Below are 21,964 nucleotides of genomic sequence, written 5' to 3'. Positions count from 1 at the left end.
CATGAAAATAATCTATTGCACTCATTCAACATACAACCCCGGTGGAATGGAGCGTGTGCTGCTGAACAAGGTAACGTATCTCTCGCAGATTTGCGGATGGGATGTTTCCATTGTAACTACAGACCAGCATCAGCGGCCGCCGTTCTATCCGTTTCCTGATAATGTGAGGATGACAGATCTGGACATAAATTATTCGGACGACAACGACAGGGGAGCATGGAGAAAGATAGCAGGATATCTGCGCAAAAGGAAGGTACATAAACGTAAGCTGGCGGAGTTGCTGAAAAGGGAGAAGGCAGACATCGTGGTGTCGCTATATCCGTCGGAATCGTCGTTTATCCCCGATATAAAGGACGGCAGCAAGAAGGTGCTTGAGTTGCATTTCTGTAAGTTCTTCCGTCTGCAATACGGACGAAAGGGACTGTTGGGATGGATAGACAAATGGCGCACACGGCAGGATGAACGTATTGTAAGAAGGTTTGACAAGTTTGTTGTGCTGACATACGAAGATTGTAGTTATTGGGGCAATTTGCCGAACATTGAGGTGATACCTAACGCGGCAATGCATGTGAGCGACCGCTATTCGGATGTGACAGCGAAGCGGATAATTGCCGTAGGCCGACTTGACTATCAGAAAGGCTTTGACAGATTGATACGTGCATGGGAGATAGTTCAGCGCAACTCTTATTTTGCCGACTGGCGTCTCGACATCTTCGGTCAGGGAGAATGGCAGGAGATGCTGCAGCAGATGATAGACGAAAGAAATCTACAGGGTACAATGCGGATAAATCGTCCGACAAATTCAATAGGTTGTGAATATGCTAAAAGTTCACTGATTGTGATGACGTCAAATTATGAAGGTTTTGGTATGGTATTGGTTGAAGCAATGGCTTGTGGGGTTCCTGCTGTTGCTTTTGACTGTAAGTGCGGTCCAAAGGACATCATCAAGGATGGTGAAAACGGTTTGCTGGTCAGAAACGGAGACATTCAGGCACTGGCAGATGCCATGATGAAGGTTATGGTTGACCAGGAATATAGAAAGAGACTATCGAAAAACGCTCTAAATGTTGTTTCCACTTATTCAGAAGAAACGGTAATGAATAAATGGATAAGCATGTTTACTTCTTTGACTGAGAGATGAAAAAGCTACTTCAGATAAATCCTGTGTTACGTGTCTCAACATCAACGGGACGCATAATGCAGGAAATAGGCGAACTGGCCCTGCAGAACGGGTGGAAGAGTTATATCGCTTACGGCAAGGGACGCGACGGAATAAAACCTTGTAAATCGGAAATTATTCCTGTTGGCGGTATATGCAGCACTCTATGGCATGGCGTTCAGACGCGTTTGTTTGACAGGCATGGCCTGGCTTCAACGCACGCAACTCATGAGTTTGTCAGACAGATAGACCGGATAAATCCGGACATAATACATATACACAACATTCATGGCTACTTCCTGAATTATCGTGTCTTGTTCGATTACCTGTCGCAGTGCGGCAGACCTGTTGTGTGGACCGTTCACGACTGTTGGCTTTACACAGGGCATTGTTATTATTACTCTTATGCCGGATGCGACAGATGGCAGACAGGATGCGGAAATTGCCCACAGCGGAAGGATTTTCCTGCAAGTCTTGTATTTGACAGAAGTAAGCGAAACTTTGAGGATAAAAAGGCTGCTTTCACATCAATGCCCAGGGACAAGTTTGTCATAGTGCCTGTTTCCGACTGGATAAAGACGGAGATGTCAAAGTCGTTTTTGAGTGAATATCGTTTCCGGGTGATTCATAACGGCATAAATACCGATATCTTTAATGTCTGTCCCGACAAAGAGGTTATTGAGAAATATGGACTGAAAGGAAAACGCATATTCTTAGGTGTGGCAAGTATATGGAGCAGAGAGAAGGGGCTGGATGATTTTATGCAATTGAGCAAACTGCTGAATGATGATGAGGTTATTGTGCTCGTAGGAATGAAAGAAGAGGAAAAGAAGAAACTTCCACGGAACATAATCGGAATAAGCAGGACCGAAAATATTCATCAGCTTGCTCAGTTGTATTCAGTTGCCGATGCCTTTGTCAATCCCACGTGGCAGGATAATTATCCAACGGTGAACTTAGAGGCTATATCATGTGGCACGCCTGTGGTGACTTATCGTACAGGAGGCAGCGTTGAGGCTGTAACAGACTCTACGGGACTTATAGTTGAACAGGGGGATGTGAAAGGACTGCTTGAGGCTGTGCGTGCCATCTGTCAGCGTGGAAAAGACTTTTATCAAAAATCATGCAGGCAATATGCCCTTCAGAATTTCAAGAAGGAAGAACGCTATGCCGATTATTTTTGTTTATACGAGGAATTGATGAATACTTAAAAACCAGATCGGTTTAAAGGGTTTAAGTATACCGTTTTTTACAGCTTATTCAGATATTTATTTTTTCCGTTTTATTTCCTTATGGTGTCTGTATTGCATGTCTTGCTGCACCTTGGATAAAACGGACAGAAGTTTATTTTGCGTAAACTGATGAAACGACTGAACTCTTTTCTTGAGTGACCGGTGAAAAATAATTTACTATGAATACACTGAAAAACTGTCAAGAAGACCTGGTGTCATTGACAAAGAGAGAAAAGTCGGTTGTCCAACGCCGGCAGGCTTTACATAAGAAATATGAGGAGGCGGTGAAGCTATATGCCGAAACGGACAAACCTTTGAAAGAAATAGCAGAAATCTGTAATGTTTCTGTAGGTGGATTAGGCAGTTATCTGCGGCGTTACTGGCGTGAACTGGTCTTTAGACACCACGGAATATCTGTGAATAACAGCAGTTTGCAGAATGTGAAAATAATAGAGACGGGAAAGCAGAACATTAATGCCCACATGAAGTATAAGGATGCTGTAGCTGCATGTGATTCATTGACATTTATTGACCTGAATATTTCTCAAATTGCACGCAAGTATGGTCTGGATGCAACAGCGATGGCCAATTTTATGCGTATACATTATCATGACACATTAGTGTGGCGCGAAAAAGTGCGCAAGCAGCTTGGAATAAATGACAATACGGCTCATGGCGCCCGTAAGAAGTGCATCAAGCAATATGCAGAGGCTGTGAGAATGTATAAAGAGACAGACATGACAATGTCGGAAATTGCCGAGGCGTGCAAGGTTTCGCTCAGCGGCTTCAGTCAGCATATGAGATTTTATCATAGCGACATCCTCAAGCAGAAACGGCAGCGGCGTAAAGTGGCAGAGGCAACCAAGACTTTTGGCAAACTGACAGGCAACGGAAGGATGTATAAGCCTGCTCCTGCAACGGAAAAGAAATATGCTGAGGCTTTAGACTTATATAAAAACACGACGATGACCATGAAAGACATTGCGAGGCATGCCGGCGTTTCGTCAGAAGGCTTCCGGTCTTATTTGCATAAATGGCATAAGAACTTGGTTCTTGAACGTTTGGGCGTTGCAGGCGATGTAGATGAAAATATCGATTTGCGTAAGGCGAAAAGACGTTTAAAGACCGTGGCTGTGAAATATGAAGGCGCAATAGAGAGCCTCAGGCAAAATCCTCGTCCGATAGCTAAGGTTGCCGTTGAATTTGGCTTCCGGCCAGATGTCTTCAGAGAATATTTGAATAAGCATGAGCCGGAGCTGGCAGCCAGACAGGGTATGACGTGTTCTGCATCAGGAAAGAAAATATCCCGAAGGAGTGAGGAAAAATATTTCGTCGCGATGAAGCTGTATGAAACAACGCCGGAAAGTCTGAAATCTATTTCCAGACGGCTGGGCTTGACATATAATAGTCTTGGAGGCTATATCCGGCGTAATTATCCGGAAGTGATTAGTCGTCATCGTGATTTACTTTGACGTATGTTTGTTACCAATCAAATTAACTGAACTTAAATTAAGCAGACGCTGATTCTGCTTTTCGGCAAATGTCGAAAGAGAAACTTATATGATTAACAATAATTTTAGAGTATTACAGTTGGGTAAGTTTTACCCGATATGTGGTGGTGTGGAAAAAGTCGCATACGACCTGATGTCTGGATTGTCGGAGCAGAATGTGTATTGTGATATGATGTGTGCCGCCACAAATGGTGAAAGTAGAACTATTTCTGTGAATGAGCATGCAAAAGTCATCTGTTGCCATACGTTGGCGAAGATAGCAGCCACGATGATTTCTCCTGCAATGATTTTTGCGTTAAAGAAAGTACAAGACCAATATGATATTATACATGTGCACCATCCTGACCCGATGGCCTGCCTGGCTTTGCTGTTGTCTGGATATAAAGGTAAGGTCGTACTGCATTGGCACAGCGATATTCAGAAACAAAGGATATTGCTGAGATTATATTCTCCGTTACAAAAATGGCTGATAAGAAGGGCTGATAAGATTGTCGGCACGTCACCGGTATATTTGTCTGAATCTCCGTTCTTACGGAAAGTGCAGCACAAGACAGTGTGTCTGCCTATAGGCGTCGACCCTATGTGTCCGGATGCTGCCGGTGTAAGGAAGATAAAAGACAGATATAAAGGAAAGAAGATTATTTTTTCTTTAGGACGTCTGGTAACCTATAAGGGCTACGAATTCCTTATTGCGGCAACAAAATATCTTAAAGACAATTACATGATACTTATCGGCGGTACGGGTGCCTTACGCGAGAAGTTGCAGGAAGAGATAAACTCAATGCATTTGCGTGGAAAAGTCAAGCTGCTAGGACACGTAAGCGACGAGGAACTGCCTTCATATTATGGAGCCTGCGATGTGTTTTGCTTGAGCAGCGTGCAGAAGACAGAAGCTTTCGGCATCGTTCAGATTGAGGCGATGTCATGCGGAAAGCCTGTTGTTGCTACAAAAATTCCTCATTCGGGAGTGTCTTGGGTAAATGCACACGAAGAGTCTGGCATCAATGTCGTTCCCGGTAATGCTTATGCCTTGGCAAAGGCTATTGAGGCCATTGCCGAGAATGGTGCCGCTTATGACAGATACTCAGAAGGAGCCTTAAACAGATACCAAAAGCTATTTACTAAAGAGAAAATGATAGCTAAATGCAAAGAACTTTACGACGGATTAATGAAAGAAACTAAACAATAACTGAAAACTAATAAACATGAATGATAAAAATAATTGTCAGCACAAGAAAATGTCACTTGGGGCATGTATGTTAAAACGTATTTTTGATGTAATATGCAGTCTTGGAGGCTTGATAGTTACATCGCCTGCTTTTTTGATAATATATTTCTTTATAAAACGTGAAGATGGTGGTCCGGCTATTTTTAAACAGGAGCGTGTCGGATATGGAGGCTTGCCGTTCACGTTGTACAAGTTTCGCTCAATGAACGTCATGTCTGAGGCAGACGGAAAGCCTGCCTTATGCCAGAAAAACGACATGAGACTTACGAAGGTCGGCAACTTCTTGCGTGTACATCATTTAGACGAACTCCCCCAGTTGTGGAATGTCCTAAAAGGAGACATGAGTTTTGTGGGGCCGCGTCCGGAGCGTAAATACTTTGTCGACCAGATAAGGGCTATCAACCCTGACTACGAACTACTCTATCAGCTAAGGCCGGGACTTTTCTCTCCGGCTACATTATACAATGGATATACAGATACGATGGAAAAGATGCTTGAGCGTCTCAGAATGGATCTTAAGTATCTGCGTGAACGTTCATTATGGCTGGATTTAAAGATAATCATACTTACAGTGTCATCGATAATATCTGGAAAGAAATTCTAAATATATTAATGTAATGAATAAAATGGTATTGAACCCTAAAGCAGGGGTTAAACTTAGGAAAGTTGGCAATCAGTATATGATTGTTGAGGCTAATGAAGAAAATGCAAACATGAGCGATGTCTACAGCTTGAACCATACGGCTGCGCTTTTGTGGCAGCAAGTGGAGAAAGGCGGCACCACTCCGGATATGTTGGCTGATTATTTATGCGAGAATTTTGAGATAGACAAAGAAGTGGCAATTAATGACATAGAACGGCAGATGGCCGAGTGGAAGTCTTTTGGCCTGTTGCTTTGAATTTTATATTTGAATGGAGATAAAACAGGACGGCGCCCGACAAGAAAAGCTGCGAAACGTGCTGCTCTTGCTTGTTAGACTGGGGCTGTGGGGCGACCGGGAGGAACACAATACAAGGTTAAATCTTACAGAAGAAGATTGGAACGATGTGTTTCGCCTTGCCATGCAGCACACTGTAACGGGACTTGCATTTCAGGGAGTTTCGCATTTGCCTGACAGTCAAATTCCGCCGCAGTCTCTTCTTGTGAGATGGATGGCAGAGACTGATGCCGTTGAGCGCCGAAATAAAAGAATGAATGGCGTACTTGGCCAGCTTTATAACATATTTCATGAGAAAGGCCTTAATCCTATATTGCAAAAAGGACAAGGCGTGGCCAATTATTACGAGAGTCCGCTGTTGAGGGTATGTGGTGATATCGACCTGTATTTCAATAATAAGAAGGCATGGGACGATGCCTTGGACTTCTTGCGAAAAAACAATATAACGTTTACGAAACAGGCAGATGAGGGCATATCATACAGATGGCAAGGTGTTGACATAGAGCATCATAGCCGCTTGTTTGATTTATATAATCCTTTTCTGCAAGGTTTTGTTGGCAAGTTAGAAGGTCAAAAAGGATACCGGCATACTGCATTGTCAACATATCCGTCGGTCATAGTAACAACGCCGTCTCCATTTTTGGATATATTGTTGCAAAGCCTGCATATCTTGAAGCATTCTGTCAGCCGCGGTATCGGGCTCAGGCAGATGTGCGACATGGCTCGCTCATGCTATAAGCTGCATGGAGAAATAGATTCAGAAGAGATGAAGGCTGTATGCAAGAAAATAGGACTCCACAGATGGTGCCCGTTGTTGCATACTTTCCTGATAGATTATCTTGGCCTTCCTAAAGACTGTCTACCTTATGAAGACACAGCGCCGTCGGCAGCTCCTCTTGCTGAAATCGTATGGCGTGGAGGTAATTTTGGCCAGTATGACAGTATGCTTGTTTCCGAATCTGTTGCTTACAGGCGCAAATTAAATACAATACGTTCATTCATGCGTAATATGCATTTTGCTTCATACTATGCACCAAAGGAAACTTTTTGGTATTTCGTTCAACTGTTGAAGGGGCAATTTAAATGACAGCTACTTATTATTTCCGGGTGGCAGGCTTTCCTTTTTCCGTGTCCTTGCCAGAGGAGTGTGATATTGAAGAGCTCCTCCCGTCATTCTTTCCTTTTTATGAGACAAGTCTTGGTGCTGAAGAGCCTTTGTTCCGGTTCTTTGCCGTGCCTTTGAGCCAGCTGCCTTGTTCAGAGACAAAGGAACTGATAGACGAGACAGACAATGACATGGGGCACCTTGTTCTATACGCCTTGTCAGACGGCTATTATATAGAAATCATCAATAACGGTCATTTGCACAGAATGTTTGCCAAGTCTGATTTTTCATCAGTAGAGGCACACATACAGTGGGATGACGTTAATGCCGGAAACGCTCTCTCGTCTCTTATCCGTGTGGCATACGCTCAGGCTATATTGCGCCACGATGCCGTTTCGATACATGCCTCGGCTGTCTTCTGTAACGGACAGGCATATTTGTTCTTGGGAAAAAGCGGAACAGGCAAGAGCACACATTCAGCTCTTTGGATTGAGAACATTCCTGGCACGGAACTGTTGAACGACGACAATCCTACTATAAGGATTCTGAACGGTAAGGCATATGCCTACGGCTCTCCGTGGAGCGGCAAGACGGCATGCTATAAAAATGTTTCTTTTCCCGTGGGCGGTATGGTGCGCTTGAATCAGGCACCTGAAAATTCGTTTCAGCTGCAGGAAGGAGCCGATGCCTTTGTAGCACTTTATCCCGGCTGCTCTTTTATTGCCAGAGACGAGCACCTACGCAACAGCCTGTATGACACGTTGACCGTATTGGCCGGAAGCGTAACGGTTGGTACTCTTGACTGTCTTCCAGACAAAGATGCAGCACTAATGTGTAATAGAGAACTTACAAGGAAACAATAAAAACAGATAAATCAAAAAAAAAAATGAGCAAAAACTTTTTATGGGCAAGTTTGCTTGCCGTATTGATTCTTACGTCTTGCGCGTCACGAAAAAGTTTCGTTTACCTGCAAGACATGCAGATGGGTACAAAATATCCCATTGAGACAAAGTATGAAGCCGTTATCCATGATGATGACAGGCTTAGTATAACAGTCAGCAGTAAAAATCCTGAGTTGGCAATTCCTTTCAACATCAACGGCGGAGCTGTTCAGGTGGGAACAGACGGAAATGTTTCTGCCGCAGCTTCAGGCGGTGCCAAGCAGATGGGCTATCGTGTGGATGTCGACGGCAACATTGATTTCCCCATCCTTGGCAAGATACATGTATCCGGAATGACGGTCAATGCAGCCAAGCAGCTGATAAGAGACAAAATTATTGCCGGAAACTACATCAGTGATCCTATCGTGTCAATAGAGTTTCTCAATTTCAAGTACACGGTATTGGGTGCCGTAGGACACAACGGCACATTCACAGCCAACGGCGACCGTGTTACGCTTATTGAGGCCATAGCTAATGCCGGCGACCTTACCGCCAAGGCGCAGACCAATCGCGTGGCTGTCATCAGAGAAGTCAACGGCGACAGGCAGATGTTCATGCACGACCTTACAAGCAAGGACATCTTTGAGTCACCCTGTTTTTATCTTCAGCAGAATGATATCGTATATGTAGAGCCTAAGTACCGCAAGAAGGACACTGAAGACCGCGGCTGGCAGATCGGTACAACCATACTTTCTGCAATTACGGCAGTTTGTTCAATCTTATGGGCTATTAAGTAAAAAAACATCATCTAATTAAGTTTTATGCAAACTAATAATTCTCCCAAGAACGAGCAGAGCGTCAATTTGGTTGACCTGTTCGTTTACTTAGCCTCAAAGTGGAAATGGTTCTTGGTTTCCATTGTTGTATGCGTCGGGATCGCATGGTATAAGTATGCCCGTGCGCCTTTTGTATATTTCCGTTCGGCTACAATTATTATCAAAGACCCTTCAAACAAGACAGCAACGTCAGGATTGGACCGCTTTGATAATATCATCAACAAGACCAACGTGGCCAATGAGATTCTTCAGTTCCGCTCCAAGCGGCTGATGCAGGAGGTGGTAAAGCGTGTGCATGCTGATGTCAGCTATCAGATTGACGACGGGCTCCGTACCAACGAGCTCTACACGCAGTCGCCTATGCTTGTGCGCTTCCTTGATGTCATGCCGGAGCATAGCATCAGTCTTGTGATGACGCCAAAAGACAGAAACACCGTCGTGCTGTCTGATATATCCGGATTTGACGCCAAGCCGAGCTACACTCTTCACATGAACGACACTGTGACGCTGGCAAAGGGCGTTCGCGTAGTGGCAACCCGCACCAACTATTATAATGCTTCGTGGATAGACCAGCCAATCCATGTGCACAAGCGTCCGCTCAACTCTGTCGTAAACTATTACAGGTCAGTGTTCGGCATTCAGCAGGAAGATGAAGAATCGTCTATACTCACACTCTCGCTGAAGGACAATTCGGCCACACGTGCAGAGGATGTGCTGAACATGCTTATCACGGTTTACAATGAAGAGGCAATCAAGGACAAAAACCAGGTGGCTGTAAACACCGCCAACTTTATCAGTGAGCGTCTGATCATCATCGAGAACGAACTCGGAAACGTTGAGTCAAGCCTCGAGTCGTACAAGCAGCGCAACCAGGTTGTTGACATTTCGTCTTCGGCAAATATGTATATGAACGAGTCGCAGAAATACAATGCCGATGCCCTGGAACTTGAAACGCAGTTGCGTCTTGCTCACTTTATCAAGGACTATCTGACCAATCCTACCAAGGAAACCGACCTCATCCCGGCTAACACCGGTATCGGAGACATGAATATCGAAAATCAGATAAGCTTATATAATAACACTAAACTTAAGCGCGACAGGCTTATAGACGACAGTAGCGAGAACAACCCGGTGGTGCAGGAGCTGAACAACTCGTTGCGTGCGATGAAGCAGAACATCATACGTGCCGTTGACAATATGATTGTAAGCCTGAACGTGAAACGCAACGATGCCCAAAACCGCGAGATGAGGGCACAGAACCGCGTAACGTCTATTCCGCGTAAGGAACGTCAGATCCTTTCTATCGAGCGTCAGCAGAAAATCAAGGAAGCCCTGTATCTGTTTTTGCTGAACAAGCGCGAGGAGAACGCTCTCTCTCAGGCTATGGCCGACAACAATGCGCGCGTCATCGACAGCGCCGACGGCAGCGGCGCGCCTATAGCTCCGCAGCGCAACCGCATCATCCTGCTTGGACTGCTCGTCGGTATAGCTCTTCCCGGCGTAGGCTGCCTGCTCGTGCTCTTTATGGACACACGCGTTCACGGACGTAAGGATGTTGAAAAGGTTATTAGCGTGCCTTTCCTCGGTGAGATACCGATGGACAAGGAGACAGACCGCAGTCAGCACGGCTATCAGCTGATAAAGCCCGATGACGACAGCGTCGTGTCAGAAGCTTTCCGCATTTTGCGTACCAATATGTCGTTCATGTCGAAGAAAGACCACCCGACTCAGGTCATCACCTTTACCTCGTTTAACGAAGGTGCCGGCAAGACGTTCATCTCTTTTAACCTTGCCATGAGTTTTGTCTTCGCAAAGAAAAAGGTGGTGATGGTCGACCTCGATATACGTAAGGCCACGCTGAGCTGCCATTTTGGCGACCATCGTAATGGTGTTACCAATTATCTGGCTGACCCGACAGTGGCGTTGGACGACATCATACGTCATCAAGACTCTTTCGACCTTATTCCTTCAGGCGAAATTGCTCCAAACCCTGCCGAGCTGCTTATGGACGAGCGTCTCGACCAGATGATGGCAGAGCTGCGTAAGCGTTATGACATAATCATTGCCGACAACGTGCCTATGGGCATCATTGCCGACGCAAGCATCGTCAACCGTATAGCCGACCTGACAATCTTTGTTGTGCGTGCCGGCAAACTCGACCGCAGACAGCTTCCTGACATCGAGGCTCTCTATGAGGACAAGAAGCTCAAGAACATGGCCTTGGTGCTCAACGGCGTAGATCCTGACCGCCGCGGTTATGGCTATGGTTACGGATACGGCTATGGCTACGGTTATGGTTACGGCAAGCATGGAAAAAAGAAAAAATGAGATCTTAAAACTATAGTTTAATTATTAAAAATTTTATTGCAATGAAAAAAGAACAGAAAGAAAAGTATGAGTCTCCGTCAACCCGGAAGACTCAGGTAAACCTGGAAAACGGGTTTATGACGGCTTCGATATTCGAAGACGATAACAATCAAGACGACGGAGTGACCATTACTGGGCATGAAGTCGGAAACACTGGAACTTATACAGATTGGGACTCCGATTTGAATAATAGTACACAACGGACTTGGAGTAATTAACAAAAATAATCAGTTATGAAAAAAATTGTATATTATTTATGTGCAGCCGTAATGATTGCTTTTAGCGGTTGTCAGGACGATATTGTTGATAATCCAGTGGTTCCTGCACAAACTGGTGAGGAAATCATGTTTGGCTCGGAACTTACGAATATTGGCACTCGTACAATATATGGTGACAATCCTGTGGACGGAGCATATCCTGTATATTGGGAAGATGGAGACCAGGTTGCAATTTATTGCCCCCAGGCAGCTCAGGGAAAGTTGGTTAATTATAAAATTACACCGGCAACAGACAATGCTTCTCATTCATCTGCAGTAACGAAAGTAAATACCGACGAAGCTGGTTTGCAATGGGGAACAGAAGAAGTACATAAGTTTTATGGATTCTACCCTGCAAGTGCCGTTACTGGTACAGAGGATGGTAAAATTGTAGGAGAAATACCTACTGTTCAAGATCCCGTAAAATGGAATAAAACATCTAATGACCAGGGGGGTACAACCTATACAGGTGTTGCCAACACTGACTATGCTTTTATGTGGGCTTATGGTGCTCATAATAAAAAGGATGGTGGCGATGTTGCCTTGATATTCCATCCATGGGTTACCATTCTTGATATTGAAATAAACGGACCTGCAAATGATGGTGAGAAGATCAAGATGTCTTCAGTACAGGTTCGTTCTCTAAATAACGAAGTGTTGAACGGTAAGTTTATTTGTGACATGAATCCTGTTGAAGAAGACCCGTCTAAAGCTCCTACCTATACAGGTCTTGAGAATTTGGCTTCAACACGTAACCAGATTTCTATTGAATTGTATGATAAGGAGACAAAGGATTTTATCACACTGGGACATGGCGACAAAATTGTGGTTAGAGCTTATTTGCTTCCTTCTGATGATGATTATGATACAGGTGGAACCGGTGCAGACCATTCTCAGCTTCAGATACGTGTAGCACCTTTTAACTCTGCAGTGCTTACCCGTACGTTGAATGGTGGTTCGGAAAATGCTTCTGGTATTGTTGCCCACAAAATTAATAGGGTTGTTCTTCCGTATGTAAGTAAGGCTGGTCCAAACTATTGGATGTCTTCTCTTGATCCGGATATCTTTGTTACAGAGCTTTCTCTCCCAGGAAGTAAGATGTCATATCAGACTATTGCTAACGGTGCAAGTGTGCCTTATCAGGGACAGTCTATTGCTGAGCAGTTTACAAATGGTATCCGTGCTTTCCAGATACAAACAGCAAGTACAAACAATCATGGAACTTGGGACACAGGAAGTGCTGAAGACCAAATACTTTATATGACAGTTGCTGGAAATAAAACAGGAACACGTTTTAAAGAAATTGTTGAGGAAATTGCAAAAGGCTTGCAAACAGCAGAAGAAGCAGGTAAGAAAAACGAGTATGCTTTCATTTTGTTGACGGCGGCATTGGGTGAATGTGATAGTTATGGTAGCTATCTCGCAGGAAGTCATGTGGATGGTAATCAGGCATGGATGGATGCTATCAGAAATGAATTAGCAGAAATGACAGCAGACAATGGTACATACAGAATTTATACAGGTGAAATAACACCTAATACCACTATTGCCGATGTTGCCGGACATATTATTATTAAGGTGAACTACAATACAGACGCCATGGGTAATCACCTGTCTACTACTGACAAAATACCAGCTATGTTTGCCCAATGGGGAACTCTTGATGATGTAAGTACAGACTTTACAGAGACTAATGCTTATGCTATTAATACGCTTCGTTGGGGTACATCAAATCATAGTGTTAATTCTAATCTGCAGTGGTTCTATCACGAGGCTACCAGCGTAGGTTATAATAATAATGGTGGTGAGGAGACTTATGATCAGAAAACGGGTAATATTGAGGATATGTGGAATAGGAGTATTCAATATTACAAAAACAGCAATGACCATAGCATGTGGTTCTTGAACGACCTTGGTGGATGTTATGTAAATGGTGGATATGACAGTGGTGAATCGGAGAGAGGTGTAAATGCATGGACACAGGTAGTTGGTCCGTATGCGACAAACTTACTTCAGAATAGAAATGAAGATGCTACATTGGGAATTGTTCTTATGAACTATGCAGATCCTAATGATGAATATACCGGTAACCTGATTCAGACCATCATCAACAACAACTTCAACTTCCAGCTGCGTAAAAAATCAGCCACTACGACAAATTACAATGCCACTTATTCAAATGGCGGAAATGCCGTTGGTTGGGATAAGTAATCACTATTTGACAATGAAACTTTCGCTGAAAGACTCAGCGAAAGTTCATTGTTGAAGAATGTATCATATAAGATAAATGAGTTATCCTATACGAAAATATGCGGCATTAGTAATTGCGTTAGCCTGCTTTGTTTCATGCCAGGACGAGTCTTTGCTCGGCGGCGACGCTGCCGGCAACGTGAAGATTCTTGCACGCATGAGCGGCTCAACACCTACGCGTACTTGTGTTGACGGAGTTACGACAGACGGTTCGGTGGGCATATTGTGGTCGCCGGGCGACCGTATCGGCGTGTATGGAAGCGCCGGAACGGCAAACGCCTTGTTCGTATCTTCAAATACGAGTGCCGCGCCTGAAGCCGTCTTTGCAGGCAATCTGAAGCAGGGCGAATCTCCCTATTACGCCTACTATCCCTATGACGAAGGCAACACTTCGTCGGATGTCTCGGCTATTAAAGGAAACCTGAAGCTTGTTCAGGCATACAATATGGCCGACGGAACGTTAGAGGCCGACTATAAAGTAGGCAAGCCAACGTTCTCATCAGCTGATGGCGGACAATATGAGTTCTCGTTCGAGCATCTGTTCTCCCTTATCAGGTTCAGCATCAACGCCACGGGTACTTTTCTCGAAGGCGATAATCTTGAAAGCATCATCCTGACTTTGCCAGACGGACGCAGGCTCGGCGGCGAGTTTACGTTCGACGCAGCTTCGAAGGCTGTGACATGGACAGGTGCTGCCGACGGGGTGAACCAGCTGACCATGAAATGGAGCGATGCTCCGGCGCTTACGAGCGGACAGGAGCTGACGGGATATATGACCTGTGCCCCTGACATACATCAGAACGACGATATAAAAATCACCATTCTGACACATCAGTACAAGGCAGAGTTCACCCGCCGTTCGCTTGCAGACTTCGCTGCTAACACATGCTACACGTTCCCGCTGACGCTTGCCAACTATTCTGATATGGTTGTAACCAAGCGTCCTGTGTTCAAGAGTTTCTCATTCGATGTAAGTGCCAACAAAGGCAAAATTCTTGGCACCAAATTGGTGTATGAGAACGGAAAGACACAGCCTGTGGCTAATAAGGCAGAGGTGATGACGGTAGGTACTGACAGCGTTACCGGCTGCATACCTTATCTGTTTGACTTCAAGCTGAAGCCCACGTTCACCATACCTGAAGGCATGACCGTAACAGTGGACGGAAAAGCACAGACGAGCGGAGCCGACGAGCAGGACTTCAGCAAGCCGGTGACATATGTCGTGTCTAACGGCGAGGAAGACCGCGCCTATGTTGTTGAGGTTACAAACACCGGGCTGCCGGTGGCTGTGCTTGAGCAGGAAGGCGGCAGCGTCTATTGGGATGAGGCCGGCATAAATGTGCGCGCTAAGGGTGAAGACTGGAGCGTAACCGACCATTTTACGCTCTACAATGCAGATGGAACGGTAGATGTGGAAACTGCTTTATGCGGTTCGCGCCTTCGCGGCAACTCCACGCAGAACTTCCCGAAACTTCCCTTTGCGCTTAAATTCGACAAGAAAGTAGGTATACAAGGACTGCCTACCGACAAGCGCTGGGAGCTGCTTGCCAACTGGATGGACCGCACTTCGCTGCGCAATGCAGTTGCTCTCGACATAGCTCATCGCACGGCCGGTGCACATACTGACGGCCTGGGATGGAGTCCTAATGGTGTGAATGTGGAACTGGTTATCAACGGACGTCATGTGGGAAACTATTTCCTGTGTGAGAAAGTGAAGATTGATGCCGACCGCGTGAACATCAAGGACTGCTATGAGGACGTTGTGGACGGTGGCAACTCCAATCCTTCTGTTGCCGACTGCGGTTATCTGCTCGAGTTTGACGACGCGATGGATGAGGTCAACTGTTTCCGTACAGACCGCGGACTGCCTGTCATGTTTAAGGATGAAGTGCCGGAAAACGGAACGCTGTTTAATGCCATAAAAGATAAGATTGAGGCAATTGAGCAGAATCTGGAAAACGGCAACTACTCTGAAGCCTACAAGCAGCTGGACATCAACTCCGTCATTGACTATTTCTTTGTGCAGGAACTTACGTTCAACGATGAATACAAGCATCCTAAAAGCGTATATATGTACATCGACGGCGAGGATAAGCTGACAGCGGGCCCGGTGTGGGACTTCGACTGGCAGACGTTTATCATTCCGGATCAGGTGCGTGCCTACGGCGGAACTTACGACTGCCGTAACACGGACGAGTGGCTGTATGGGGCTTCGGCGTTGGCCGAAAAACAGTGGCCATGGGGAAATCCTGATTATGTCAACGACAAGCCCTATATGTGGTATCCGCTTCTGTTTAAAGACCCGACGTTCAGAAGTAGCTTACAGACGCGCTGGACGGCTGTTTATGCAGCCCTGCAGGCTGTAGTGGCAGAGATAGACCGGCTGGCACTTCAGAATCGTCTTTCAGATAAGTTCAACTCGGCAATGTGGCCTACCACACGCACTCTGAAAAACGAGTGTGGCGCTGCGTTCAACGGTGATGAGGATATGACCTTCGACCAGGCAATACAGTCGATGAAGAAGGCATATACAGACCGTCTGAACTGGATGAACGCGCAGATAATAAGTGGAAGTTTCGTGACAGACGCAGACTAATGAAAATATCTAACGAATAAAAATTCATAATATGATTAAAAGAACAATCGCGGCAGCCATTGTAGTATTGGCTGCAGGTTCAGCCTTTGCCCAGGCTGAACAAAAGACCAGTTCCACAGAATATGTGGAATACAGCTCAAGTAAATATAAAGTGGAGACAAACGGCTTCTGGAGCAACTGGTTTGTCAGTGTTGGCGCAGGTGGCCAGGTCTACTTTGGCGACCATGACCGTCAGGCTTCGTTTGGCGACAGAATTTCGCCGGCTCTCGATGTAGCTGTTGGCAAGTGGTTCTCGCCGAGCATAGGCGTAAGGCTTATGTATAGCGGCCTTTCGGTTAAGGGTGCTACACAGAAGGGATCTTTGGCTCACAGCACCGGTGAGGATGTGCCCGGAAAGGGAGGCAACGGCTATTGGCTGGAGAAGCAGAAGTTTAATTACTTCAACTTCCATGCAGATGTGCTGTTCAATCTCTCTAACATGATATGTGGCTACAATGAGAAGCGCCTGTATAACCTCAGCGCTTACGGAGGTCTCGGCGTGATGCACGTGTCAGAAGAACCGTCAGCCACAGACATATCAGCACACTTCGGTCTTCTTAACACCTTCCGTCTGTGTTCAGCTCTGGACCTCAACCTTGACCTGCGCGGAACGCTGGTTAACGATGAGTTCGACGGCGAGGGCGGAGGCCGCGGCGGCGAAGGTATGTTCACCGTTGCAGTTGGTCTTACCTATAAGTTTAAACCGCGCGGCTGGGAGCGCAGCAAGGTCGTTACACGTACTGTGTATAACAACGACGAAATCAACGCCATGCGCGAGCAGCTCAACCGCATGAGCGAGGAGAACGCACGCCTGCAGGAAGCTCTCAACCAGAACGACAAAGAGAAGGCTGAGACCATAGTTAAGCAGATAACATCTGCCAACCTCATCGTGTTCCCGATAGGCAAGAGCACCTTGTCTAATCAGGCTCGCGTGAACCTCGGAATGCTTGCAGAGGTAATCAAGCAGGGCGATCCTTCAACGGTTTACACCATCACCGGATATGCTGATGTCGGAACCGGAACCAAGGCCGGCAACGAGCGTCTGAGCAAGAAGCGTGCTGAGGCTGTATATAACTGTCTGGTAAAAGAGTTTGGTGTTAACAAGTCACAGCTCCAGATTGACTATAAGGGCGGTGTGGACAATATGTTCTATGACGACCCGCGCATGAGCCGTGCCGTAATCACCAAGACAAAGTAAATATATCTGTCTGACTTGTTGCGATGCGTACCTGCGTCAGCAACGCAGTGGCGCGAGGGTGTGGCAAGGAGTCAGGGCTGGTTAGCTCATTTTATTGCAGTCGGATTTGCTCTGCTGCCTGAATGTGTTTTCGGGCATACAGCGTCAAGTCTGGTATGAGTTTGTCTGTTTCAATAGCCCCTCTTCGTACACATCCTCGTTTTCTAATTGAAAGTTTTGTGTTCAATCCCATTTGCTGTCTTTTTGGCAGTGAATGGGATTTTTTGTTTTCGGGAGTTTCATCTGTCCGCCATGATTCTGATGAGGCATGCCGAGAACATGATCAAACTGCAATGGAAACAAAACGGCTGGCTGAAAGCATGGACGCACAAAACATATAACGCTATCTGCGGTCTGATGTCAGATTCGCGTTTAAGGGCCAGCATAAGGCTTGTGTGCCTGATATGCTGTTGCCTGGCGGAAAGGCCGTCAGAAGGCGCAGAAATGCTCCGTGTGGGCATGCAGCATAGGGAAGCCTGTGCCGGCCATGCGTGCTGAGGTTATGTCATTGTGCATATCCATGCCGCGTCAGAGCTGCTCATGCTGATAAAGTTGCCGGTTGAACTGCATTATGCTTAATGATTTTTGAGACGTGCCTTGAAGGTATGCCGGCGCCCTGTGTAAAAAAGTCAGTTGCTTTTCTGTTGTTTTGGCTTAGCTGCATCGTAGGTTTTTCTGCACGATTAGACGGTGGAGTATATGCAATAAAAAAGGAGTACCGTTTGGTACTCCTCTGTGATCCGTTTGGGGCTCGAACCCAAGACCCCAACATTAAAAGTGTTGTGCTCTACCAGCTGAGCTAACGGATCATCTTATCCATTCGTTTTGTAAAGCGAGTGCAAAGGTACGGCTTTTTTCTTAAACTACCAAATTATTTTTCAATTTTTTTTAGTTTTTCTTCGTTTTGCACCTTTTCATGGCCTTCTTTGGTGATGTATCGCTGATAATAGGCTATGAGGATGGTGGTGAGGGGCAGGGCGATGATGAGGCCGATGAAGCCCAGCAGGGTGCCCCATACGGAGAGCGACAGCAGCAGTATGGCAGGGTTGAGGCCCATGGCCTTGCCCATGATTTTTGGCGTTACCACCATGTCGCTTATTATCTGTACGATGCAGAACACGGCCACGGCTCCTGCCAGTATTATCCAGAAGTTCTGTCCTGTGTCGGCAGCCTTGAGCAGGGCAAGGAACACTGTGGGGATGAGCGCGAAGGTGTGCAGATAGGGCACAAGGTTCATTATGCCTATCATTATGCCGAGGCCTATGGCCATGGGAAAGTCTATTATGGTGAAGCCTATGCAGAACATGATGCCCATGCAGAGCGACACGAGCGACTGGCCGCGTATGTAGTTGTTGAGCTCGCGCTCCACGTCGCCCATCAGCTCCTGCCAGAACGGGCGCACCTTCTGCGGGAATATCTTTATCCATTTGGTGGTGAGCGCCTCATAGTCGAGCAGGATGAAGAACATGTACATGAGCGTTATGAGCGATGCCACCACGCTTATGATGATGTTGGCCGTCTGTCCGAGCACGCTGAATAGCTTTGGCATGGCACTCCTGATGGCCTCTGTTACGTCTTTCTGCTTGAAGAACTGGTGTATCTCGTGGCGGTTGTCCTCAATCCATTGCCTTATGGTGCTGGGAAAGTTGTTTATGTGCGTCGTCTTGTGCAGATAGCGCGAGAGTACATCGCCCAGCTTGTCGAACTGTTCGATCATCGGCGGAACTATGAGATAGAATATGCCCCCTATGACGGCAATGACGAAAATCAGCGCGACGATGATGGACAGCGCCCTTGTGGGCACGTGCATCTTGTACTGGACAAACTTTACGATGGGGTAGAGCAGATAGGCCAGCAGCCATGCCACGAAGAACGGCAGCAGCACGTTGCTCAGATAGTTGGTTATGAACAGCACGGCGCCGACAAGCAGGGCTATGAGCATCCAGCGTATGAATTTGTCGAAAGTGATTTTCTCTTCAAGCATATTTTATCGTGTCAATGTGTTTTGTCCTTGTTTTTGTCTTCCTCAAGCGCCTTGCGGTAACATTCGCGGCAGAGCGGCTCATATTCGGCCTGCTCGCCGAGCATCACGCGCTTCTCGTTGTTCACGAGACGGTGGCTGACGTAGGCCAGCGCGCCGCATCTTACGCAGATGGCATGCACCTTAGTCACTTCGTCGGCAATGGCGCACAGGGCGGGTATGGGGCCGAAGGGCACGCCCTTGAAGTCCATGTCGAGTCCGGCCACGATGACGCGTATGCCCTTGTTGGCAAGTTCGTTGCATACGGCCACGAGTCCGTCGTCGAAAAACTGCGCCTCGTCGATGCCCACCACGTCGATGTCTGACGACAGCAGCAATATCGACGAAGACGAGTCGACCGGCGTGCTCATTATGGAGTTGCGGTCGTGGCTGACCACCTCAATCTCAGAATATCGCGTGTCGAGGGCGGGCTTGAAAATCTCCACTCTCTGCTTTGCAAACTCGGCGCGTTTAAGCCTTCTTATAAGTTCTTCGGTCTTGCCCGAGAACATCGATCCGCACACAACTTCTATTCTTCCAGGGCGGTGTGCCTCGCCTGCCAGATTGTTGTTCATTATGGCGCAAAATTACAAAGACGTTTTAAAAATTGCAAAGAAATATAGCGTTTTTTTGCACTCGTGAATTATTTAACTTATATTTGTGGCGAATTATGGGCTTGTTATATATAGTACCCACACCGGTGGGAAATATGGAAGATATGACGCTCAGGGCCATACGCATCTTGAAGGAGGCCGACCTGGTTTTGGCAGAGGACACCCGCACGTCGGGCATACTTCTCAAGCATTTTGAGATAAAGAACCAGCTCTATGCCCACCACAAGTTTAATGAGCACGGCACGTCGGCGTCGATAGTGGAGCGGCTTAAGGCCGGAGCCACGGTGGCTCTGATAAGCGATGCCGGCACTCCCGGCATAAGCGATCCGGGATTCTTCCTGGTGAGAGAGGCTGTCAGTGCAGGTGTAACGGTGCAGTGTCTTCCCGGCGCCACGGCTTTTGTGCCGGCTCTGGTGTCATCGGGACTGCCTTGCGACAGATTCTGTTTCGAAGGCTTCCTGCCTCAGAAGAAGGGGCGCGCAACCAGGCTTGACAGTCTGCGCGAAGAGACCCGCACGATGATATTCTATGAGTCGCCCTACAGAGTGCTGAAGACTCTCGAGCAGTTTGCCGAATATTTTGGCGAAGACCGCAGGGCAAGCGCCTGCCGCGAGATATCCAAGATACACGAAGAGAGCGTGCGCGGCACACTGGCTGAGCTTATAGCCCATTTCAAGGAAACCGAGCCGCGCGGCGAGTTTGTCATCGTGGTGGCCGGCAAGAACGTTAAAGAAAGGAAACCTAATAATTAATAGCATTATGAAAAAGGTATTATTTTTCGCGGCATGTTTTATGGCTTTGGTCGCATGTAACAACGAGAAAACAGGTTCTAATCTGCCTCAGGTAAGCCAAACAGACTCTTTACAGAAGATTATAGAGCAGAAGGACAATGAGATAAACGACATGATGGGAATCCTGAACGATATTGATGAGGGCTTCCGTCTGATTAACGAGGCTGAAAACAGGGTGAGCGTGGCCAAGGACGGCGAGGGTGCCGACAAGAAGCAGCGCATACGCGAGAACATCCAGTTCATACAGCAGCGCCTGGCACAGAACCGCGAGCTGATAGAGAAGCTGCGCAAGCAGGTCAGCGAGAGCTCTGTGAAGGGTGAGGAAATGAAGCGCACAATAGAGAATCTGGTTAAGCAGCTTGAGGACAAAGACCACCAGCTGAAAGATCTCCGCGCACAGCTCGAGGCAAAGGACATACATATCGAGGAGCTCGACATGACAATCAACTCGCTCAACAAGGATGTAAGCAACCTGAAGGGTGAGAGCGAGCAGAAGTCGCAGACAATAAGCAATCAGGACAAGCAGCTCAACACAGCATGGTATGTGTTCGGAACAAAGAAGGAGCTGAAGGAACAGCAGATCCTGGTTAACGGCAAGGTGCTGCAGGGCAACTTCAACAAGAGCTACTTCACAAAGATAGACATCAGAAACTTCAAGGAGCTGAAGCTGTATTCTAAATCGGCAAAACTCCTTACGATGCACCCGTCAAGCAGTTACAAGCTTGAGCGCGACTCTAAAGACCAGTATGTGCTGCGCATAACAAATCCGCAGATATTCTGGAGCACAAGCAAGTATCTCGTGGTGCAGGTTAGATAAATATAGAATATATGTTTCGGAGGTTATACTGCTAATGCCTCTTTGACACGACATAGTTGACGGACAATATCTTGACCATGAGATAT

At 46.7% G+C, this 21,964-nt stretch carries 18 protein-coding genes and 1 tRNA gene; 16 read left to right on the top strand and 3 right to left on the bottom strand.

Annotation, left to right across the window (positions count from 1 at the left end; all coding sequences use genetic code 11):
• Position 1 precedes the first annotated feature (1 nt).
• The 14 genes from EJL04_RS15345 to EJL04_RS15280 all read left to right on the top strand — a co-directional run bounded on the left by EJL04_RS15345 (position 2) and on the right by EJL04_RS15280 (position 17,597).
• Positions 2-1,141 (top strand): glycosyltransferase family 4 protein, encoded by a 1,140-nt coding sequence (locus EJL04_RS15345; protein ID WP_125105575.1) that lies wholly within the window; start codon positions 2-4, stop codon positions 1,139-1,141.
• Entirely contained in the window at positions 1,138-2,370 is a 1,233-nt protein-coding gene (locus EJL04_RS15340; protein WP_125105574.1) for a glycosyltransferase, read from the top strand. Before EJL04_RS15345 ends, EJL04_RS15340 begins: the two co-directional genes overlap by 4 nt.
• Positions 2,371-2,570: 200 nt before the next feature.
• The gene (locus EJL04_RS15335; protein WP_241210028.1) at positions 2,571-3,863 is read left to right on the top strand and encodes an RNA polymerase sigma factor sigma-70 region 4 domain-containing protein; all 1,293 of its coding nucleotides are present in this window, start codon (positions 2,571-2,573) and stop codon (positions 3,861-3,863) included.
• 88 nt (positions 3,864-3,951) lie between these two features.
• Positions 3,952-5,091 carry a glycosyltransferase gene (locus tag EJL04_RS15330; protein ID WP_125105573.1) on the top strand — a complete coding sequence of 380 codons (1,140 nt, stop codon included), beginning with the start codon at positions 3,952-3,954 and terminating at the stop codon, positions 5,089-5,091.
• Between the two features lie 49 nt (positions 5,092-5,140).
• Positions 5,141-5,734, top strand: a complete 594-nt coding sequence (locus tag EJL04_RS15325; RefSeq protein WP_125105579.1) for a sugar transferase — start codon at positions 5,141-5,143, stop codon at positions 5,732-5,734.
• A gap of 13 nt (positions 5,735-5,747) precedes the next feature.
• Complete coding sequence (locus EJL04_RS15320; RefSeq protein WP_021855290.1) at positions 5,748-6,029, top strand: PqqD family protein; 282 nt, start codon at positions 5,748-5,750, stop codon at positions 6,027-6,029.
• A 13-nt stretch (positions 6,030-6,042) separates the two neighbouring features.
• The gene (locus EJL04_RS15315) at positions 6,043-7,155 is read left to right on the top strand and encodes a nucleotidyltransferase domain-containing protein (protein WP_125105572.1); all 1,113 of its coding nucleotides are present in this window, start codon (positions 6,043-6,045) and stop codon (positions 7,153-7,155) included.
• Complete coding sequence (locus EJL04_RS15310; protein ID WP_125105571.1) at positions 7,152-8,036, top strand: phosphoenolpyruvate carboxykinase; 885 nt, start codon at positions 7,152-7,154, stop codon at positions 8,034-8,036. The genes EJL04_RS15315 and EJL04_RS15310 overlap by 4 nt, the downstream gene beginning before the upstream one ends.
• Positions 8,037-8,059: 23 nt before the next feature.
• Positions 8,060-8,851, top strand: coding sequence for a polysaccharide biosynthesis/export family protein (locus EJL04_RS15305; protein ID WP_021855293.1), 792 nt, complete (start codon positions 8,060-8,062; stop codon positions 8,849-8,851).
• A gap of 24 nt (positions 8,852-8,875) precedes the next feature.
• Entirely contained in the window at positions 8,876-11,218 is a 2,343-nt protein-coding gene (locus tag EJL04_RS15300; protein ID WP_125105570.1) for a GumC family protein, read from the top strand.
• A 41-nt stretch (positions 11,219-11,259) separates the two neighbouring features.
• Positions 11,260-11,475 (top strand): hypothetical protein, encoded by a 216-nt coding sequence (locus EJL04_RS15295; RefSeq protein ID WP_125105569.1) that lies wholly within the window; start codon positions 11,260-11,262, stop codon positions 11,473-11,475.
• Positions 11,476-11,490: 15 nt separating this feature from the next.
• Positions 11,491-13,725: a hypothetical protein gene (locus EJL04_RS15290; protein ID WP_125105568.1), complete on the top strand. Its 2,235-nt coding sequence runs from the start codon at positions 11,491-11,493 to the stop codon at positions 13,723-13,725.
• A 76-nt stretch (positions 13,726-13,801) separates the two neighbouring features.
• Positions 13,802-16,360: a CotH kinase family protein gene (locus EJL04_RS15285; protein WP_125105567.1), complete on the top strand. Its 2,559-nt coding sequence runs from the start codon at positions 13,802-13,804 to the stop codon at positions 16,358-16,360.
• A gap of 31 nt (positions 16,361-16,391) precedes the next feature.
• Positions 16,392-17,597 (top strand): OmpA family protein, encoded by a 1,206-nt coding sequence (locus tag EJL04_RS15280; RefSeq protein ID WP_125105566.1) that lies wholly within the window; start codon positions 16,392-16,394, stop codon positions 17,595-17,597.
• Between the two features lie 775 nt (positions 17,598-18,372).
• On the opposite strand, the gene EJL04_RS15275 is transcribed toward EJL04_RS15280, so the two are convergent.
• The 3 genes from EJL04_RS15275 to EJL04_RS15265 all read right to left on the bottom strand — a co-directional run bounded on the left by EJL04_RS15275 (position 18,373) and on the right by EJL04_RS15265 (position 20,231).
• Positions 18,373-18,445: transfer RNA gene (locus tag EJL04_RS15275), tRNA-Lys, on the bottom strand.
• A 62-nt stretch (positions 18,446-18,507) separates the two neighbouring features.
• Positions 18,508-19,620 (bottom strand): AI-2E family transporter, encoded by a 1,113-nt coding sequence (locus EJL04_RS15270; protein WP_125105565.1) that lies wholly within the window; start codon positions 19,618-19,620, stop codon positions 18,508-18,510.
• 11 nt (positions 19,621-19,631) lie between these two features.
• Entirely contained in the window at positions 19,632-20,231 is a 600-nt protein-coding gene (locus EJL04_RS15265; protein ID WP_021855145.1) for a thymidine kinase, read from the bottom strand.
• Between the two features lie 95 nt (positions 20,232-20,326).
• On the opposite strand from EJL04_RS15265, the gene rsmI reads away from it, so the two are divergent.
• Together rsmI and EJL04_RS15255 are read left to right on the top strand one after the other, a co-directional pair.
• Positions 20,327-21,022 (top strand): 16S rRNA (cytidine(1402)-2'-O)-methyltransferase, encoded by a 696-nt coding sequence (gene rsmI, locus EJL04_RS15260; RefSeq protein ID WP_021855144.1) that lies wholly within the window; start codon positions 20,327-20,329, stop codon positions 21,020-21,022.
• Between the two features lie 7 nt (positions 21,023-21,029).
• On the top strand, positions 21,030-21,878 hold the full coding sequence (locus tag EJL04_RS15255) for a Cbp1 family collagen-binding glycoprotein adhesin (protein WP_021855143.1): 849 nt from the start codon (positions 21,030-21,032) through the stop codon (positions 21,876-21,878).
• Positions 21,879-21,964 lie beyond the last annotated feature (86 nt).

The sequence above is a fragment of the Prevotella marseillensis genome (assembly GCF_900625065.1).
Taxonomy (GTDB): Bacteria; Bacteroidota; Bacteroidia; order Bacteroidales; family Bacteroidaceae; genus Prevotella; species Prevotella rara.
The sequence above is the reverse complement of the archived record's forward strand: the minus strand, read 5'-3'. Positions and strand labels throughout refer to the sequence as shown.